Source organism: Paenibacillus kyungheensis (assembly GCF_028606985.1).
Classification (GTDB): Bacteria; Bacillota; Bacilli; order Paenibacillales; family Paenibacillaceae; genus Saccharibacillus; species Saccharibacillus kyungheensis.
In genome coordinates this window covers 3304738-3321659 of record NZ_CP117416.1, presented here as the reverse complement: position 1 = coordinate 3321659, position 16922 = coordinate 3304738, and the positions used below count along the sequence as shown (strand labels likewise).

Here is a 16922-nt window from a genome sequence, read left to right as displayed (position 1 = left end):
CTATAATAGAAGTGTTTTATACCAGTACCACTTCTTGTGCTTTGTTCAAGTTAGGCAATTCAACAAGAGCGGATAGAACATCTTTGTTGACATCTTTATCAACTGTTAAGATCATAATCGCTTCGCCGCCTTCTTGCTTACGTCCTACTTGCATCGAAGCAATATTGACATCTTTTTGTCCAAGCAATGAACCTACATTACCGATAATACCCGGCTTATCTGTATGAGAGATTAAGATTTGGTGACCGCTTGGCAATACATCGACAGAGTAATCATTGATACGCACGATACGCTCGCCGTAACCTGCTAACAATGTTCCTGCTACACGAGGTTCTTCACCGTTTTGTCCTTTAAGACTCACAGTGATCAAGTTCGTAAAGCCTTTTGTCGATGGAGCGCTTGTAATAATCACATTAAGATCACGTACTTTGGCAAGGTGCATCGAGTTCACGATATTCGCTTCATCACCCATATGACGGGCAAGAATCCCTTTTAGAATATAACGTGTTAATGGTTGTGTATCGACTTCAGATAGATCGCCTGCATAATCGATACGAATTTCTTGAATCGCTTGTGTTGCCATTTGAGCAGCAAAGCTACCTAGTTTCTCACCCAGGGAGAAGTAAGGTTGTAATTTGTTCATCACACTTGCAGCGACTGGAGGCATATTAACCGCATTTTTGAACGGCTCATCACGTAAAATGTGTAATACTTGCTCGGATACATCAATCGCTACATTTTCCTGTGCTTCAATCGTAGATGCACCTAGATGTGGAGTAACGATAATTTGCGGATGACTCAAAAATGGATGATCAGCTTGAGGAGGTTCGCTTTCGAATACATCAAAAGCAGCACCTGCAACAATACCATCATTCACAGCCGTAATCAAAGCCGTCTCATCAATAACACCACCGCGTGCACAGTTAATAATACGCATGCCTTTTTTCATGACCTGGAATTGTGCTGTAGAGATCATATGTTTCGTTTCTGGTGTTAACGGTGTATGTACCGTCATAAAATCAGCATTACGTATAATTTCATCGACACTCGCTAAAGTAACGCCCATTTTATCTGCACGTTCTTGTGTTAAGAAAGGATCATATCCTAGAATCTCCATACCGAATGCTTTGGCACGCTTCGCTACTTCACTACCGATGCGGCCCATACCCAGTACGCCTAATGTTTTGTTACGTAATTCAACCCCGAGGAAAGATTTACGATCCCAAGTACCGCTAATCGTTTTGGCATAAGCTTGAGGGATATGACGAGCAAGAGCCATCATCATCGCAAAAGTATGTTCACAGGTAGTAATGGTGTTACCGTCTGGTGCATTAATCACAATGATACCGCGTTCTGTTGCAGCATTTAGATCAATATTGTCTACGCCTACACCCGCACGTCCAACGACTTTGAGCTTGGTGGCAGCTTCCATGATTTTTTTGGTTACTGTCGTCTGGCTACGTACAAGTAGAGCATCGTAGTCACCGATAATACCGACTAATTCATCTTCGCTAAGTCCAGTCTGCTTATCCACAATAATATCTTGAGCGTCTACCAATTGTTGAATTCCTAGATCACTGATCGGGTCTGATACCAATACCTTAAACATTATTTCTTTCCTCCTCCAAAATGGTCAGTCTCTGTAAAATAATGAGTTATCATCTATATAAACATTCGTATCTGCTGTCAGCGCTAAAACAGCGATACAATGTTAATATCGTACCTAATTGAATTTGAAAATTCAACGGGTGAACGCACTACCGCGTGAAAGTGAAAATCATACAAAAAAAGCACTCATCCGCACACTACTACTGTAGCAAAGGGACGAGAGCTGTCGTGGTACCACCCTAATTCGCTGTTCTCTCACAAGAATCAGCCTTATGGTCAATGTTTTGACCGGATCGCTAACGGGATCAACCGACTGTACCTACTTGGTTTCAATACAGTGACTCAGGATCGCTCAAAGATAACATTTGGCTTACCGGTTTGCACCAACCACCGGCTCTCTGAAAACCATCATGCTACTTTTTTCCTTCATAGACGTTAGAATCATTTAATTTTTCATAATGTAACATGGGTTACATATCATGTCAATACAGCAAAGAGAGAAAGTAATCAGAAAATTTCAAAATGAATTTTACACGAAACGATAATTGTATTCTAACGTAAAGATGTGAGAACAGCCAATCTTGAATAATTAGGAGCAGAGATAGAAGCTTGTATTCAATAAAGTGATATAATAGACCGATACACTATTTTATGCAGCCAAAGGATTGTGATTATGAAAAAAAGCAAGTTCCGTTCATTCAAAATTAAACGCGTACAACCTGAACAATTAACCGATAAATTATTATTGATTAATTTGTATTTAACTCAAGGATTGACCTTGCTTGTTGGACTGATATGGATTTGGTTACAAGGACGCAACCCTTTAACATTATTACAATTGCCAACAGAACTTACTTTTATCGCATGGGGATTGGGACTTGCAGCGCTGATGCTCGTCGTAGATCTATTTATTTCCAAAGTTGTTCCTGAAAATAGTATGGATGATGGCGGAATTAATGAAATGATCTTCAAAAATCGCCCGTTATGGCATATTATTATTATTACACTACTGGTAGGGGTCTGCGAAGAAATATTGTTCCGTGGAGCTATTCAATATGCAGTTGGGCCTTATTGGACCAGCATTATATTTGCAGCTATTCATTTCCGTTATCTACGACATTGGATTCCTACAGCATGGGTATTCGTCAGTAGCTACGCACTTGGGTATATATATATTGAATCCGGAACATTGTGGGCACCTATATTATGTCACTTTGCGATTGACCTGATATCCGGTCTAATTATTTCATTGCGGAGGGAAAAATGAGCGAGCGCCTAAGCAGGTTAGAACGTTATAGTAATACAGCAACACGAGAAAGCAGACAATCGAGTAGAGTAGCCAGATATAGTTCTGGAGAAGAAGGGCTTCTAACAGGAAGTCGTATTCGCTTACCTGCGGGTCGTAAAAAGAATGCTACCAACACTGTTCGTGGAGCTATTAACGAACAAGGAGTGTTGACGCGTTCTAGAACAGGTGAAGTTAGTGAAACAGACGAAGAAGAGAACGAAAAAGATAAAGATTACGTACCTAGAAGTACGATTTATCCATCTCGCAAAATTAAAATTGCCAAGTTTTTTTACGGGTATCTTATTTTCTTATTTGTTGCATTAACGATTATGTTGTTATGGTGGGGGATTAAGCTGTCTGGGTTTATGCCGAATTGGTACTGGCTTCAGAATTTAGCGGGTCGTTCAGGTCTATAATAACTAGCTTGGTTATCATCATGAACATGAAAAAAGCAAGGGAACCAGTTATTCAACGGTGCCCTTGCTTTTTATCGTTGTTTAAAGTGAATTAACGCATTTTAGGTTCAATCGCATTTGGATCAACAAAGGTATAACCTTTAGCTTCAAGCTTGGTCAAAAGTTCATCCAAAGCTTCTACCGTCCAAGGCAATTCATGCATCAAAATAATACTGCCGGAGTGCAATTGATCCATAACGTTCGAAATAACAGCGTCCGGATCTTTTTGATTGACCCAGTCAAGTGAACCTACAGACCAGTTCATATACAGCATGTCATGCTTTTTCGCTAATGCATGTACTGTATCGTTGGTAGCACCATTTGGAGCACGTAAAAAGCGTGGTGCTTCATTGATCGTATCTTCAATCAGCTTTTGAGTGTCTTCAATTTGCTGAGTTACTTTAGCTTTAGATTCATGTTTAAGTACGATATGATCTTGTGTATGATTACCGATAATACCACCACGATCATGAATCAGTTTTAACAGTTCTGGATGAGTTTTGATCCGATAGCCATTTACGAAGAAGATCGCTTTGGCATGATGTTTGTCCAATGTATCCATCATACTATTGATCATTTTTTTCTCTTTCGGACCGTCATCAAAAGTCAAAAGAACTACTTTTTTAGGAGTTTCTTTAGATTCTTCGTTAGGTACGATATCATAATTTTTGTTCATATGATATGTATACTCAGCAGGAGCGGTAGCTTCGGTATCTTTAGCAGTTGTGCTTTCAGAAGACTGCTCAGGTGTAGTCGCTTCAGTAGAAGTTGTACCCTCGGTTGCTGGTGTGGTAGCTGTTTCGCTACTTTCTGGCGTTGTTGCAGGTGTGTTACTGGTACTTTGTTCGGTAGTGGCGGCAGGTGTCTCTGTAGTGGATGCTGGAGCTTGATTGCTACAAGCAGACAACATAATTACAGATAACAACAACCAACTTGCTGTTTTTTTTAACATACATTCACGCTCTTTTCTGTCTGAATTGTTAGAAAATAAAATCAATCAAAAGCACGGTGGAGCAAAATTCCGCATATGTAAATTAAATCCTTAAAGCATACGTAAGGTCAACCATAAATATGTAACGATAAGTTACAATATAGCCATAAATAGCAGTCGACCTTAAATGCACAAACTATCTTTTAAACCAAAAGAGGAAGAAATGAAACAAATTCCGAAAAAAAGATTGACAATACGTATTATTCTTATTCAGGCGTTTTAGTGCGTGCATTTAAGGATAATAAATGGTAACATACCTAATATAGCATTGCTATATCTATCATCGATATAAATAGGCAGTGACATAACCTGTATTCTACGATGGTTATGACCTATGTTTTCCAAGGGGGATCCTATTATGAAAATAGAACGACTAAGCTCAGACAAAATACGGATTTTCCTTACGTTTGATGATCTTACTGAGCGTGGAATTCAAAAAGAAGACATGTGGCAGGAAATTCCAAAAGTCCATGATCTTTTTACCGAAATGATGGATCAAGCTTATAGCGAGCTTGGATTTGATGCTACCGGTCCTCTTGCAGTCGAAGTATTTGCACTTCCTGCGCAAGGAATGGTTGTTATCGTGACGCGTGGCAAGTATGACCAACACTTGGGCACGATCAATGAAGAAGATATGGCTGACGAAATATATGAAATGGAAGTTACGCTAGAAGAAACTGATTTTATTGCGTATTCTTTCAAAGATTTTGAAGTTCTTATCGAAGCAGCTCATACTCTCTCCAAAAATGTCACTGAAGCCGGACGGCTGTACCATTATAAAGATAAATGGATTTTGACTATGGATCCTGCGGATGTTGATTTGACCAAACACGCCGCTTTGATCGCGGTATTAGCTGAATTTGGCGATACCACATCGTTAACGGAAGCAGTATTAGAAGAATACGGAAAAGTTGTTATGGCAGAAAATGCAATTGCGACAATCTGTGAACATTTTGATCGTAACGACTAAGTCCAATATAAAGGCACCTCAGGTATATCCTTCATATTCATAGCGTGAACCGACCGGAAGGAGTTCCTAATATTATGATTTGGCACAACGTCGGACTGGGTTTACGCAAGAATGGAGGGAGAATATCGAGTGTCTTTATTTTCGATCATGATGGCAGCAATAGCTCCGGGTATTGCTCTGTTGATCTATTTTTACCTCAAGGACAGATATGAACCAGAACCACTCCATTTGGTCATCAAATTCTTTTTCTTAGGCGTGGCGATTGTATTCCCGCTTATGATTATACAACGGGCTATGGTGCTTGGATTAGGCGATAGTCCTTATGTGTTTTCCTTTCTGACTTCAGCAGGTGTAGAAGAATTTGCCAAATGGTTTATTATCTATCATATTTTGTACAATCATACGGAGTTTGACGAGCCTTATGATGGAATACTGTATACAGTAGCGCTATCACTAGGATTTGCAACTTTGGAAAATGTGCTATATGCCTTATATAACTCGATGTCGGTCATGTCGTTATTGTTACGGGGATTGCTTCCTGTTTCAGGACATGCGCTCTTTGGAGTGATCATGGGTGACTATATTGGTAAAGCCAAATTTACTACCACCAAACGCAAACGTAATATATTCCTTGCTTTAGGATTAATTCTTCCTATTTTCTGGCATGGATTATATGATCTGATTTTGCATATGATGAGTCAATATTGGTTATGGTACATTATCCCGTTGATGATCGTTCTCTGGTATGGAGGAATGAGTAAGATCACCCGAGCGAGCAACCGTTCACCTTTCCGCTTTATCAAACGTGAGGAAGAAGTTAATTTGTAATATTGTCATCAAAAGTAATCCACGAATCTGTAGCTATAGTACAGAAAAGTGTGATTGCTTTTTTTTGTCTAAAATAGCAATTTATGAAGTATCATTTATACAACAAGATGGTATAATTCGTATAACTATATGATCATAAAGAAACAAGGCAGAAATATAGAAAAAGTATAGAAATGGTTAGATATTGTTCAAGGGGGAAGAAAGGATGTCAGTGAAGTCAGGTGACATGATTTATTTTCAATTTCAAGCGGTAGAAGGAGATCAGACAGAGATATATCAATCGATTGTAGGACGAGCGGATAACGATTCATTATATATCGGCCCATTAAGTCATAAAAAATCTTCTTCTGGCAAAAAGTTAACGTTGGGCGAAGAGTTGTATGCTTATTATTTAATCGACAACGAAATCAAACATTATTTCAGTACTATTGTAACAGGCTTCGATTCCACCTCTTCCTTGAGTCGTATTCGCAAACCTCTTCAAGAAGAAATTTCAGTCGTTCAAAGACGGCAATATTTACGAGTCAAAGCACAAATAGAAGTAGCAGTCAAAAAAGAAGATCATCGATTTGTAGCTATCACTGATAATGTAAGCGCTGGCGGTTTATCATTTACAACAGATGTAATGAACAAAGTGCAAAAAAATGATGTTTTAGAATGCTGGTTATTGATCCATATGAAAAATGGAAAGATCGATCATATTCCATTAACAGCGAAAGTAATGAATGTGCTTGACTCCACATCACTTACACCAAGATATTTATTAGAGTATACAGTGATATCGGAAACCGATCGGCAAAAAATGATCCGCTATTGTTTTGAACGCCAATTCGATTTTAGAGTGTTGTAAATGACTCGGGGTTTTTGCATGTTATATAGGACTGTGGTATAATTTGCTTGTCGCAGGCAATGCCTGCTTTTTTAGCGAGTTGTAGTATGAAGGTTGAGGGGGATTCCCGATTGGTACGCCAAGCATTAGAATATAGCGGGAAAATGAACATTGCGATTGACGGTCCTGCTGGGGCTGGTAAAAGTACAATAGCCCGATTAGTGGCTAAACGTCTCGGTTACGTATATGTGGACACCGGTGCAATGTACAGAGCAGTAACATGGCATATGCTACAGCGAAATATCGATCCAGAAAATACTGTAGAAGTGCTTCAAGAGGCGAAGAATCTGGTGATTGAATTGATACCGGATGAACATGGACAAAAAGTTCTAGCTAATGAAGTAGACGTTACAGCAGATATTCGTAGTCTTGCCGTAAACCGGATTGTGTCACGATATGCGCAAATCGAGGGGCTGAGAGTGAAGCTTGCAACTTTACAGCGGCAAATGGCTTTGCGCAAAGGCGTTGTAATGGATGGACGCGATATCGGTACTCATGTGCTTCCGGATGCAGAAGTAAAAGTATTTATGACTGCTACTGTCCAAGAGCGAGCAAGACGAAGATTTGCAGAAATGGATGGTTCGGAAAGTATTACATTAGAGCAACTTGAACGTGAAATTGCAGCGCGCGATCAATTGGATGAACAGCGTGAATTTTCTCCGCTCGTTTGTGCAGAAGACGCAACAGTGCTGGATACGACTTCGATGTCTATCGAAGAAGTTGTTGAGAGTATTATTGCAATGGCACAGAGTGTGCAGTCAGGGAGAGTCTGATTCATGGTATACACCATTTGTAGTACGATTCTACGCATTTTGTATATGTTTTTATTTAGGCTAAAAGCTGTAGGCAAAGAGCATGTTCCCGAGCAAGGTGGAGTATTACTTTGTTCTAATCATATTAGTAATTTAGATCCACCTACTGTAGGCATTATGCTGAATCGTAAAGTTCGCTTTATGGCTAAGGAAGAGTTATTCAAAGTTCCTGTTTTGGGGCCTTTGATTAGACAACTTGGTGCTTATCCTGTCAAACGTGGCGGTGTAAGTAAAGAATCGATCAAAACATCTCTTCTGATTTTACGTGAAGGCGGTGTGTTGGGGATTTTTCCTGAAGGTAGTCGTAATGCAGGGGATGCTGCTGCCAAAAATGGTGCTGCAAGCTTTGCACTACGAACAGATGCGGCTGTCGTGCCTGTAGCGATTGTAGGTCATTACAAGCTATTCGGCAAAACAAAAGTAGTCTATGGGCCACCTATTAATCTTGATGATTATCGAGGTAAAGGGGCAATAGGTACTGTAGATGAAGCGACAGACAAAATCATGCTAGCTATACGCCAATTAATTCAAGAAAATCAATAATGTTTAATGATGTTTTGAACTCTGCATTTTGCGGGTTTAAATAAATGGGGTTTGAATTGAGGAGGGTATTGACATGTCGGAAGAAAATAATAACCAAGAAACTACCGAAGTTACAAACCAGGAGGCGCTTGATCAGTTCGTCTCACTGAACAAAGGTGACACTGTCACAGGAACGATCGTCAAAATTGAAGATAACCAAGCTTATGTAAGCATCGGATATAAATATGACGGTATCATTCCGATCCGTGAACTTTCTTCACTACAAGTAGACAATGCTGCTGCAGCTGTTGAAGTAGGACAAGAAGTAGAATGTAAAGTTGTAAGTATAGACGATGAGAAAGAGAAATTGGTTCTTTCCAAACGTGCGATTGACAGCGAAAATGCTTGGGAAGTTCTTGAAAAGAATTTCGAATCAGGCGAAGTATTTGAAGTGACTGTATCAGACGTGGTTAAAGGTGGCGTAGTTGCTGATGTTGGCGTACGCGGTTTTATCCCGGCTTCTATGGTAGAACGTCATTTCGTAGAAGATTTCAGCGATTACAAAGGACGTACTTTGCGCGTTAAAGTAAAAGAATTGGATCGCGAAAACAACAAAGTCATTCTTTCACAAAAAGATGTTTTGGAAGCTGAATACGAAGCTAACAAACACACAGTGATGGAAAGTCTTAAAGAAGGACAAGAATTGACAGGTACAGTACAACGCTTGACTCAATTCGGTGCTTTTGTAGACGTTGGCGGCGTAGACGGTTTGGTTCACGTATCCGAGATCGCTTGGAATCACGTAGACAAACCATCTGATGTATTGTCTGAAGGCGACGAAGTTAAAGTAAAAGTACTTCGTGTTGACCCTGAAAAAGGTAAAATCAGCTTGAGTATCAAAGCTGCTCAACCAGGGCCTTGGGATTCAGCTTCTGACAAATTCAACATCGGTGATATCGTTACTGGTGAAGTAAAACGTCTTGTGAACTTCGGTGCTTTCGTTGAGATCGCTCCAGGAGTAGAAGGTTTGGTTCATATTTCCCAAATCTCTCACAAACACATTGGTACTCCACAAGAAGTTCTTGAAGAAGGACAAACGGTTTCTGTTAAAGTACTTGATGTGAACACTGAAGAAAAACGTGTTAGTTTGAGTATTAAAGAAACAGAAGAAGCTCCTGCGCAATCTGCTAAACCAGAACGCAGCAACAACCGTGGCGACAGAGCTCCTAAACAAGAAGAATTAAACAACCCTAACGTATCTTTAAGCAACCAGGGATTGAGCATCACTCTTGGCGAACGTTTCGGTGACAAACTAAGCAAATTCAAGTGATTACGAGCGAGTGATCTTCTCGCTCGGTAAACGTCAACGTTCTAATGACGTTTACTCCTTAATCATAAGCGAGTGATTTTCTCGCTCAAGCAAATATCAACGTTTTAATGATGTTTGCAAAGTTTTGAACAAAAAGAATGTAAAGCAACGCAAACCTAAATGTTTGTAACGTTTTACAGACGCTTTACTTTAAATTCAAAATTAGAGCGATTGATCCTCTCGCAAAATAATCTAAATCATAGCACGGGCTTTTTATGGACGGTCCATTGATAGTAAAGCGACCGCCTTTCTAGTAAAAGTCACTCAATCAATCGGCGAATCCGCAATGGATTCGTCGATTATTGCTTTTAAAGGAATAAATGAATCCGCTGTAAAGTTCATCATAATGTTAGCCAAGTGCAATGTTTTTTGCTATGATGAAAAGCGGAAAGAATGAACAGGAGGAATGGATCGTATGGCAAGACCTGTAGTTGCAATCGTGGGCCGCCCGAATGTGGGAAAATCCACAGTATTTAACCGCATGATCGGTGATCGGCTAGCAATTGTCGAAGATAAACCTGGTATTACGCGTGACCGTATCTATGGAACATCTGAATGGAATGGTAAAGCATTCAGTGTTATTGATACCGGAGGTATCGAATTAGATGGGGAAGATATGATGCTGAAGTCGATTCGTATGCAAGCTGAACTTGCAATCGAAGAAGCGGATGTTATCGTATTTATGTGTGATGTCAAAAGCGGATTGACTCAATCTGATGAAGAAGTAGCTGGAATACTATATCGTTCAGGCAAGCCGATTGTTGTTGCGATTAACAAAGTAGATAACATGGGTCGTATGAATGATATTTATGAATTTTATAATTTAGGATTTGGCGATCCGATTGGAATCTCAGGAAGTCATGGTAGTGGTATGGGTGATTTGCTAGATGCGGTTGTCAAAGAATTACCTGAAACCGTTGATGATGAGTACGGCGATGATGTCATTCGTGTAGCTCTAATCGGTCGTCCTAACGTAGGTAAATCTTCATTGGTGAATGCAATTTTGGGAGAAGAACGTGTTATTGTAAGTAATGTAGCAGGTACGACTCGTGATGCGATTGATACGCCTTTTGAACGTGATGGACAACGTTATGTATTAATTGATACAGCAGGTATGCGTAAGCGTGGTAAAGTCTATGAGAATACAGAAAAATACAGTGTAATGCGTGCAATGAAAGCGATTGAACGTGCAGATGTTGTATTAACTGTAATCAATGGTGAAGAAGGTATTATCGACCAGGACAAACACGTAGCTGGATATGCACATGATGCAGGTAAAGCAGCTATATTTGTAGTAAACAAATGGGATGTTGTTGAAAAAGATGACAAAACGATGCGTCAATTCGAATCGAATATCCGCGATCATTTCTTATTTATGAGTTATGCTCCTGTTGTATTTTTGTCTGCATTGACCAAACAACGTGTTCACAAATTGTTACCGGTTGTACAACAAGTTGCTGAACAACATGCATTGCGTATTCCTACTCATTTATTAAATGATGTAGTATCTGATGCAATTGCTATTAATCCTCCACCTACAGATAAAGGAAAACGGATGCGTATTAACTATGTAACTCAAGTTGCAGTTAAGCCACCAACCGTTATCGTATTTGTAAATGAACCTGAAATGATGCACTTTTCGTACGAACGTTATTTGGAAAATAAAATTCGAGCGGCATTTGACTTTATCGGTACGCCGATTCGAATATTTACACGTCGAAAATCAGCATCAGATAATTAAGGAGAGAAGCATGTGATTTTATCAGTCGTGGCTATTATTATTAGTTATCTGATTGGTTCGATCAGCTTTAGTGTACTTATTGCTAAATGGCTGAAAGGAATCGATATCCGTGATCACGGAAGCGGCAACGCCGGAGCAACCAATACATTGCGCGTACTAGGCAAAGGACCTGCTATATTTGTACTTTTGTTAGATGCGCTCAAAGGTGTGGCAGCTATATGGCTTGGCGTTTGGTTCAGTATCGGGTTATCAGGACATACCATGTACTGGGTTCCTGCTTTGTGCGGAATAGCTGCTATTTTAGGGCATAACTGGCCGATTTATTTCCGTTTTCGCGGAGGTAAAGGAATTGCGACAACAATTGGTGTGTTGGCAACATTATGTATTGTGCCTACATTAATTGCAGGTGTATTTGCGATTGCATCGATTGTTATCACTCGTTATGTATCTTTAGGATCGTTAATTTTTGTAACGTTAACACCTATTGTTTTACTGATTCAGGGTTACTCTGCACCGATCATTACAGTGAGCATTATCATCTGGTTGCTTGCAGTATGGCGGCATCAGACGAATATTGTCAAAATATTCAAAGGCACTGAAAATAAAATCGGATCCAAAGCGGACAAGGGAGGAAACAAAGTTGTCTGAAAAAGTGACCGTTCTAGTAGCTGGTAGTTGGGGAACTGCGCTTGCTTCTGTTCTTGCAGACAATGGTCTACAAGTGACAATATGGGCACGCAGTGAAGAGCAAGTTGCCGAGATTAATCAACAGCACACCAATACAAAGTATTTGCCAGATGCAGTTCTGTCCACTCAAATTACAGCAACTTCTGATCTTGCTGCTGCTATGGATGGAACAAAAGCAGTTGTGATTGTGGCACCTTCCAAAGCGATGCGTCAAGTATGTAGCGATCTTAAACCATATTACCATCCTGATATGCTCTGTATTCATGCTACCAAAGGATTCGAAACGAAGACACTCAAACGTATGTCTACTGTCATCAGCGAAGAACTGGACTGTCTAGAGTCAGATGTAGTGGTCTTGTCTGGTCCTAGCCATGCGGAAGAAGTGGTTAAGCGTCTACCGACTACGGTAGTTGTCGCTTCTCACAATGCCAAAGCGGCAGCAGCGGCACAATCTTTATTTATGAATGAAGAATATTTCCGTGTGTATACGAATCTGGATCTGGTCGGAGTAGAGCTTGCCGGTGCACTTAAAAATATTATTGCATTGGGAGCCGGTATGGTAGATGGTCTTGGATTTGGTGATAATGCCAAAGCGGCTTTACTTACCCGCGGATTGGCTGAAATGGTACGTGTTGGTAGTGAAATGGGTGCTAATCCGTTGACCTTTTCTGGACTTGCAGGTATTGGTGACTTAATGGTAACTGCAAGCAGTCAACACAGTCGTAACTGGAGAGCTGGCTATATGTTAGGTCAAGGCAAATCACTAGATGAAGTGATGGCTTCGATGAATATGGTAGTCGAAGGTGTACGCACTACAGAAGCAGCACGTGATATTTCGCTAAAATACAATGTACAAATGCCGATCGCAGAGCAGTTGTATCATGTGTTATTTGAGCAAAGTGATCCTCGTACAGCCGTCGAGACACTTATGGGACGTAATCCCAAAAATGAAATGGAAGTCATGAAGCTAGAAACATGGCAACAATGGCATTCCTAATAAAGAATTAGGCAGGAACGATGGGGTATCAATAATCCTTTCGTTCTTTTTGCACAGGAAGGAGTAGGAAATCATGGTGGAAACGCAGCAGCAGGTACAGCAGAAAAAAGAGCTGATACCATCTCTGGAGCAGCTTGTTCGTCTGCTTCAACCGTTGGAGGAGCAATCTCCCTGGTTGCTTGGTGGAAGCTGTGGTCTTTTACTACATGGTGTGAAGTTAGATAAAGCTCCACGCGATATAGATCTTTATACAGATGAGATTCGAATAGAACATATTCATGGACAGTTAGCTAGTAAATTGCCTGTGTTAGATTATCCAGTACTTGACGAGACAAGAACATATCGCTCGACACTTAGTCATTACCAGTTAGATGCGTACACCGTCGAATTAGTCGGTGGATTTGAAGTGCGGGCGAGAGAATCGTATTATCGTGTACATGTAGAGCCTGTTCTTTATCCTGCTGCTCCTGTATATACGCTAGAGGCTGGAAATGTTCATTTGATGCCATTAGCACATGAATTGATTTTTAATCTATTACGTGATCGACCAGATCGCTATGAGCCGATTAGTGAACGAATACGTGAGAACTCTCAGGATCATGCGTTACTTATCGAGCAGATGATACAACATAATGGATTTCATCCTCAATTTAGACAACGTATCCTTCGATTAGCTGGAATAGAACGGTAAAAGGAGAAAACAATGTCCAGAACAGACAAAGCTCAAGTCACCTTTTTGCCATCCGGTAAATCTATTCAGGTCAATACAGGAACAACAGTGCTGACAGCTGCACGCAAAGCAGGAGTTCATATTGCAGTGCGTTGTGACGGCAAAGCTGCTTGTTTGATGTGCAAAGTGAATACCCCTCATCCTTATGATGATGAAGGTCATTTGTGTATTTCAGCCGCAGAGCCAGCCGAATCACGTAAATTAGGAAGTTCGATAGGACAAGGTGTACGATTATCCTGTCAGGCTAGAGTACTTGGTGATTTGACAGTGGAAGTACCCGAAGATCGACTAAAAGCCGCGATTCGCAAACAAATGGAGCAACAAAACGAAGATCTGAGTGATTGGTAGACAAAAAAGCGCAAAATGCTTGAAATTAAAGGTTGAGTATATTACTATAGGTTTGTTCCGCCTTCTGCGCTCTATAGGCAGCAGGTGATATTTTCGAAAATTCCGCGGTGTTTACTTATATTTCGTGCAAACGAAAAACCAAGCAGCAAGTGGAGCAATCGATATAAATACTTTGGGAGGTGAAATATATGAACAAATCCGAATTGATCGCGCAAGTATCAGAAACGACTGATTTGCCGAAAAAAGATGTAACTAAAGCAGTTGATGCTGTTTTTGAAGCTATCGCTGGTGCACTACAAAGTGGTGATAAAGTACAATTGGTTGGATTTGGTAACTTCGAAGTTCGTGAGCGTTCTGCACGTAAAGGACGTAACCCACAAACAGGTGAAGAGATCGATATCGCAGCTAGTAAAATCCCGGCTTTTAAACCTGGTAAAGCATTGAAAGATGGAATTAAATAAGTTATTACATATTCCATGTGCAGGAAAGACCGTGACGATCATGTTCACGGTCTTTTCCATATCTGATCTACGTTAAATACGAAAAGGGGATAACATTTATGGAATCACCGGACAACCATTATACGAATAGTGACTATATTGTGATCAAGGCGAAAGACAACGGAGTACAGGTAATCGGTCTAACTCGCGGACGCGATACTCGTTTTCATCATACAGAGAAGTTAGATAAAGGCGAAATCATGGTCGTTCAATTTACAGAGAATACATCAGCGATTAAAGTACGTGGCAAAGCAGAAGTGATGACCAAGCATGGCTCTATGAATACAGAAGATTGATATATGTTACGGTTGATCGCAAATAAACAATCTACCTAAATACTGGCTTCCTCATGTTTAATAGTTGATTAAGGTTGAGGAAACCAGTATTTTTCTATGCCATTCATTGACTTACAAATCTTCACTAGCCCTGTCTTGTCAAAAAAACATATGGTATAATGAACTGAAATGGCTTAAAAGTTATGTTTTAGGCTATACTATGTTTGTGAAAATAAAGACTTGCACTATAAAGGCGTCGGAGGCTGAGATGAAACCATACCGTTTGTTGGAAACATCCCGAAAATACACAGAATACGATATGATTCAAAAGCATACAGGAGTTCCCGAGTTTCCAGACACTCGTGTACATTTACTTCATGCCTTTTTGAATATGACAGATCACGATGAAAGTGTCTCACATCGTGGAGAATTATTCCCACTTGTAGCAGGTATTGTGCAGATGGCAATGGATACTCATGATATGATCGATACACTGGCTGTCCATCAGGAAGAAGAAGCGATGCGTTCTCGACAGTTGAATGTATTAGCAGGAGACTTTTTCAGTAGCCGCTTTTACGAGTTGTTAGCTAAAGCTGGCGAGATTGAGATGATTTCTTTGCTTAGCGCGGCAATCTGCGAAACGAACCGTCTTAAAATGAATTTATATCATGATGTTCAAAGTAAACACTTTACTGCTGAGCAATATGTGCAGTCGCTTACACAGCTTAAAATGGAGCTGTTTATTTTGTTTACACCGTATATTTCTACAGAAGTATCTTCATTGTGGCAAGCGTTGTTAACTGATTTTAGCCGCGCTGAGATTCTGGCTAACGAATTAACACGTCTACATGGAGAACAAGGTCCATTTGGCAGCTTTGCTTTGTATCAGGTACTTGAGCATGTACAAGCACAGACTAAAGAACATCTAGTGAGTGATCACGTAACAGTACAACAATGGAATGAATGGGATCAGACTTATCAGATCACTGCACATCTTCGTTCAGAGCTAAGCAGTGTATTAGCAGATATCTCACAACGTCTAGAACAAGCAGGTCATGCGGAGTTGCAGACTGAAGTATTACAGTTAACGGACTCTTATCAAGCATTAGTGTTGAATCAAGAGCAATAATGTTAGTGCGAAAGCAGAATATTGCCAGAGTACCTATTTTAAAATGAGGTGATTGTATCGTGACCAAACCAGAAGCTGTCAAACCGAAAGAGCAATTCGTACAATCCGTTTTTGAGTCGATTGCTCCAAAATACGATATGATGAACGATTTGCTTAGTTTCCGTCGTCACAAAGCATGGCGCAAATTTACAATGAAAAAAATGAATGTACAACCAGGCAGTTCAGCACTGGATGTATGTTGTGGAACATGTGATTGGACACTCAGTATTGCTGAAGCTAGCGGTACCGGTCAAATCAAAGGGCTGGATTTCAGTCCAAATATGTTACAAGTCGGTCAGAACAAAATCAATCGTGATGGCTGGAGAGATAATATTACACTTACTCAAGGGAATGCAATGGATCTTCCATACGAAGATAATTCTTTTGATTATGTAACGATAGGATTCGGACTACGTAATGTGCCAGATCTGGTACAAGTGTTAAAAGAAATGCAGCGTGTGGTAAAGCCTGGCGGTATGGTTGTTTGTTTAGAACTATCCAAACCAACATGGCAACCGTTTAAAGGGCTGTATTATTTTTATTTCCAAAACTTATTGCCACTTATGGGCAAACTTGTAGCCAAACATTACGAGCAATACAAATGGCTGCCTGATTCACTCAAGCTGTTCCCGGGACGTGCAGAACTGGCGCAAATATTCCGAGATGTTGGGCTAGATAATGTTCAGGCGTACCCCTTAACAGGCGGTATTGCGGCACTTCATATTGGGATCAAGGAGAAGTAGA

The 16922-nt window shown here is 40.3% G+C and carries 19 protein-coding genes and 1 other annotated feature; of the genes, 17 read left to right on the top strand and 2 right to left on the bottom strand.

The annotated features are described in order from the left end of the window. Positions 1–16: 16 nt before the first annotated feature. Positions 17–1609 (bottom strand): phosphoglycerate dehydrogenase, encoded by a 1593-nt coding sequence (gene serA / locus PQ456_RS14205; protein ID WP_273612882.1) that lies wholly within the window; start codon positions 1607–1609, stop codon positions 17–19. Positions 1610–1817: 208 nt separating this feature from the next. Continuing rightward, positions 1818–2047: a binding site (T-box leader), on the bottom strand. Between the two features lie 234 nt (positions 2048–2281). Here serA and PQ456_RS14200 point away from each other — a divergent pair. Beyond that, positions 2282–2875, top strand: coding sequence for a type II CAAX endopeptidase family protein (locus tag PQ456_RS14200; protein WP_204823489.1), 594 nt, complete (start codon positions 2282–2284; stop codon positions 2873–2875). Next, a complete protein-coding gene (locus PQ456_RS14195) occupies positions 2872–3312 on the top strand; it encodes a hypothetical protein (protein WP_273612881.1) in 441 nt (146 codons plus the stop codon). The genes PQ456_RS14200 and PQ456_RS14195 overlap by 4 nt, the downstream gene beginning before the upstream one ends. 91 nt (positions 3313–3403) lie before the next feature. On the opposite strand, the gene PQ456_RS14190 is transcribed toward PQ456_RS14195, so the two are convergent. After that, on the bottom strand, positions 3404–4303 hold the full coding sequence (locus PQ456_RS14190) for a polysaccharide deacetylase family protein (RefSeq protein ID WP_273612880.1): 900 nt from the start codon (positions 4301–4303) through the stop codon (positions 3404–3406). Positions 4304–4700: 397 nt separating this feature from the next. Between PQ456_RS14190 and PQ456_RS14185 the strand changes: the two genes are divergently transcribed. The 15 genes from PQ456_RS14185 to PQ456_RS14115 all read left to right on the top strand — a co-directional run bounded on the left by PQ456_RS14185 (position 4701) and on the right by PQ456_RS14115 (position 16921). After that, complete coding sequence (locus tag PQ456_RS14185) at positions 4701–5312, top strand: genetic competence negative regulator (protein WP_069327899.1); 612 nt, start codon at positions 4701–4703, stop codon at positions 5310–5312. A 129-nt stretch (positions 5313–5441) separates the two neighbouring features. Next, positions 5442–6140 carry a glutamic-type intramembrane protease PrsW gene (gene prsW / locus PQ456_RS14180; RefSeq protein WP_204823492.1) on the top strand — a complete coding sequence of 233 codons (699 nt, stop codon included), beginning with the start codon at positions 5442–5444 and terminating at the stop codon, positions 6138–6140. 205 nt (positions 6141–6345) lie between these two features. Beyond that, on the top strand, positions 6346–6990 hold the full coding sequence (locus tag PQ456_RS14175) for a flagellar brake protein (RefSeq protein ID WP_273612879.1): 645 nt from the start codon (positions 6346–6348) through the stop codon (positions 6988–6990). A gap of 110 nt (positions 6991–7100) precedes the next feature. Then, complete coding sequence (cmk, locus tag PQ456_RS14170; RefSeq protein ID WP_373461972.1) at positions 7101–7802, top strand: (d)CMP kinase; 702 nt, start codon at positions 7101–7103, stop codon at positions 7800–7802. Between the two features lie 3 nt (positions 7803–7805). Next, positions 7806–8384 (top strand): lysophospholipid acyltransferase family protein, encoded by a 579-nt coding sequence (locus tag PQ456_RS14165; protein WP_204823498.1) that lies wholly within the window; start codon positions 7806–7808, stop codon positions 8382–8384. A 73-nt stretch (positions 8385–8457) separates the two neighbouring features. Then, complete coding sequence (rpsA, locus tag PQ456_RS14160) at positions 8458–9693, top strand: 30S ribosomal protein S1 (RefSeq protein ID WP_204823499.1); 1236 nt, start codon at positions 8458–8460, stop codon at positions 9691–9693. Between the two features lie 454 nt (positions 9694–10147). Further along, positions 10148–11473: a ribosome biogenesis GTPase Der gene (gene der, locus PQ456_RS14155; RefSeq protein ID WP_273612878.1), complete on the top strand. Its 1326-nt coding sequence runs from the start codon at positions 10148–10150 to the stop codon at positions 11471–11473. A gap of 12 nt (positions 11474–11485) precedes the next feature. After that, a complete protein-coding gene (plsY, locus tag PQ456_RS14150) occupies positions 11486–12121 on the top strand; it encodes a glycerol-3-phosphate 1-O-acyltransferase PlsY (RefSeq protein ID WP_273612877.1) in 636 nt (211 codons plus the stop codon). Further along, positions 12114–13157 (top strand): NAD(P)H-dependent glycerol-3-phosphate dehydrogenase, encoded by a 1044-nt coding sequence (locus PQ456_RS14145; protein WP_273612876.1) that lies wholly within the window; start codon positions 12114–12116, stop codon positions 13155–13157. The genes plsY and PQ456_RS14145 overlap by 8 nt, the downstream gene beginning before the upstream one ends. A gap of 73 nt (positions 13158–13230) precedes the next feature. Continuing rightward, positions 13231–13848: a hypothetical protein gene (locus PQ456_RS14140; protein WP_273612875.1), complete on the top strand. Its 618-nt coding sequence runs from the start codon at positions 13231–13233 to the stop codon at positions 13846–13848. 12 nt (positions 13849–13860) lie between these two features. Continuing rightward, positions 13861–14235 carry a 2Fe-2S iron-sulfur cluster-binding protein gene (locus PQ456_RS14135; protein ID WP_273612874.1) on the top strand — a complete coding sequence of 125 codons (375 nt, stop codon included), beginning with the start codon at positions 13861–13863 and terminating at the stop codon, positions 14233–14235. Between the two features lie 188 nt (positions 14236–14423). Further along, entirely contained in the window at positions 14424–14696 is a 273-nt protein-coding gene (locus PQ456_RS14130; protein WP_069327910.1) for an HU family DNA-binding protein, read from the top strand. A gap of 98 nt (positions 14697–14794) precedes the next feature. Continuing rightward, a complete protein-coding gene (gene mtrB, locus PQ456_RS14125) occupies positions 14795–15031 on the top strand; it encodes a trp RNA-binding attenuation protein MtrB (protein ID WP_204823510.1) in 237 nt (78 codons plus the stop codon). A gap of 247 nt (positions 15032–15278) precedes the next feature. Next, positions 15279–16139, top strand: coding sequence for a heptaprenyl diphosphate synthase component 1 (locus PQ456_RS14120; RefSeq protein ID WP_273612873.1), 861 nt, complete (start codon positions 15279–15281; stop codon positions 16137–16139). A gap of 59 nt (positions 16140–16198) precedes the next feature. Beyond that, positions 16199–16921, top strand: a complete 723-nt coding sequence (locus tag PQ456_RS14115; RefSeq protein ID WP_273612872.1) for a demethylmenaquinone methyltransferase — start codon at positions 16199–16201, stop codon at positions 16919–16921. Position 16922: the final 1 nt, after the last annotated feature.

Excerpts from the sequence above, each read along its gene's own strand:
- serA (WP_273612882.1), bottom strand. The coding sequence starts at position 1,609 with ATGTTTAAGGTATTGGTATCAGACCCGATCAGTGATCTAGGAATTCAA.
- PQ456_RS14200 (WP_204823489.1), top strand. The coding sequence starts at position 2,282 with ATGAAAAAAAGCAAGTTCCGTTCATTCAAAATTAAACGCGTACAACCT.
- PQ456_RS14195 (WP_273612881.1), top strand. The coding sequence starts at position 2,872 with ATGAGCGAGCGCCTAAGCAGGTTAGAACGTTATAGTAATACAGCAACA.
- PQ456_RS14190 (WP_273612880.1), bottom strand. The coding sequence starts at position 4,303 with ATGTTAAAAAAAACAGCAAGTTGGTTGTTGTTATCTGTAATTATGTTG.
- PQ456_RS14185 (WP_069327899.1), top strand. The coding sequence starts at position 4,701 with ATGAAAATAGAACGACTAAGCTCAGACAAAATACGGATTTTCCTTACG.
- PQ456_RS14175 (WP_273612879.1), top strand. The coding sequence starts at position 6,346 with ATGTCAGTGAAGTCAGGTGACATGATTTATTTTCAATTTCAAGCGGTA.
- PQ456_RS14165 (WP_204823498.1), top strand. The coding sequence starts at position 7,806 with ATGGTATACACCATTTGTAGTACGATTCTACGCATTTTGTATATGTTT.
- rpsA (WP_204823499.1), top strand. The coding sequence starts at position 8,458 with ATGTCGGAAGAAAATAATAACCAAGAAACTACCGAAGTTACAAACCAG.
- der (WP_273612878.1), top strand. The coding sequence starts at position 10,148 with ATGGCAAGACCTGTAGTTGCAATCGTGGGCCGCCCGAATGTGGGAAAA.
- PQ456_RS14140 (WP_273612875.1), top strand. The coding sequence starts at position 13,231 with ATGGTGGAAACGCAGCAGCAGGTACAGCAGAAAAAAGAGCTGATACCA.
- PQ456_RS14135 (WP_273612874.1), top strand. The coding sequence starts at position 13,861 with ATGTCCAGAACAGACAAAGCTCAAGTCACCTTTTTGCCATCCGGTAAA.
- PQ456_RS14130 (WP_069327910.1), top strand. The coding sequence starts at position 14,424 with ATGAACAAATCCGAATTGATCGCGCAAGTATCAGAAACGACTGATTTG.
- mtrB (WP_204823510.1), top strand. The coding sequence starts at position 14,795 with ATGGAATCACCGGACAACCATTATACGAATAGTGACTATATTGTGATC.
- PQ456_RS14120 (WP_273612873.1), top strand. The coding sequence starts at position 15,279 with ATGAAACCATACCGTTTGTTGGAAACATCCCGAAAATACACAGAATAC.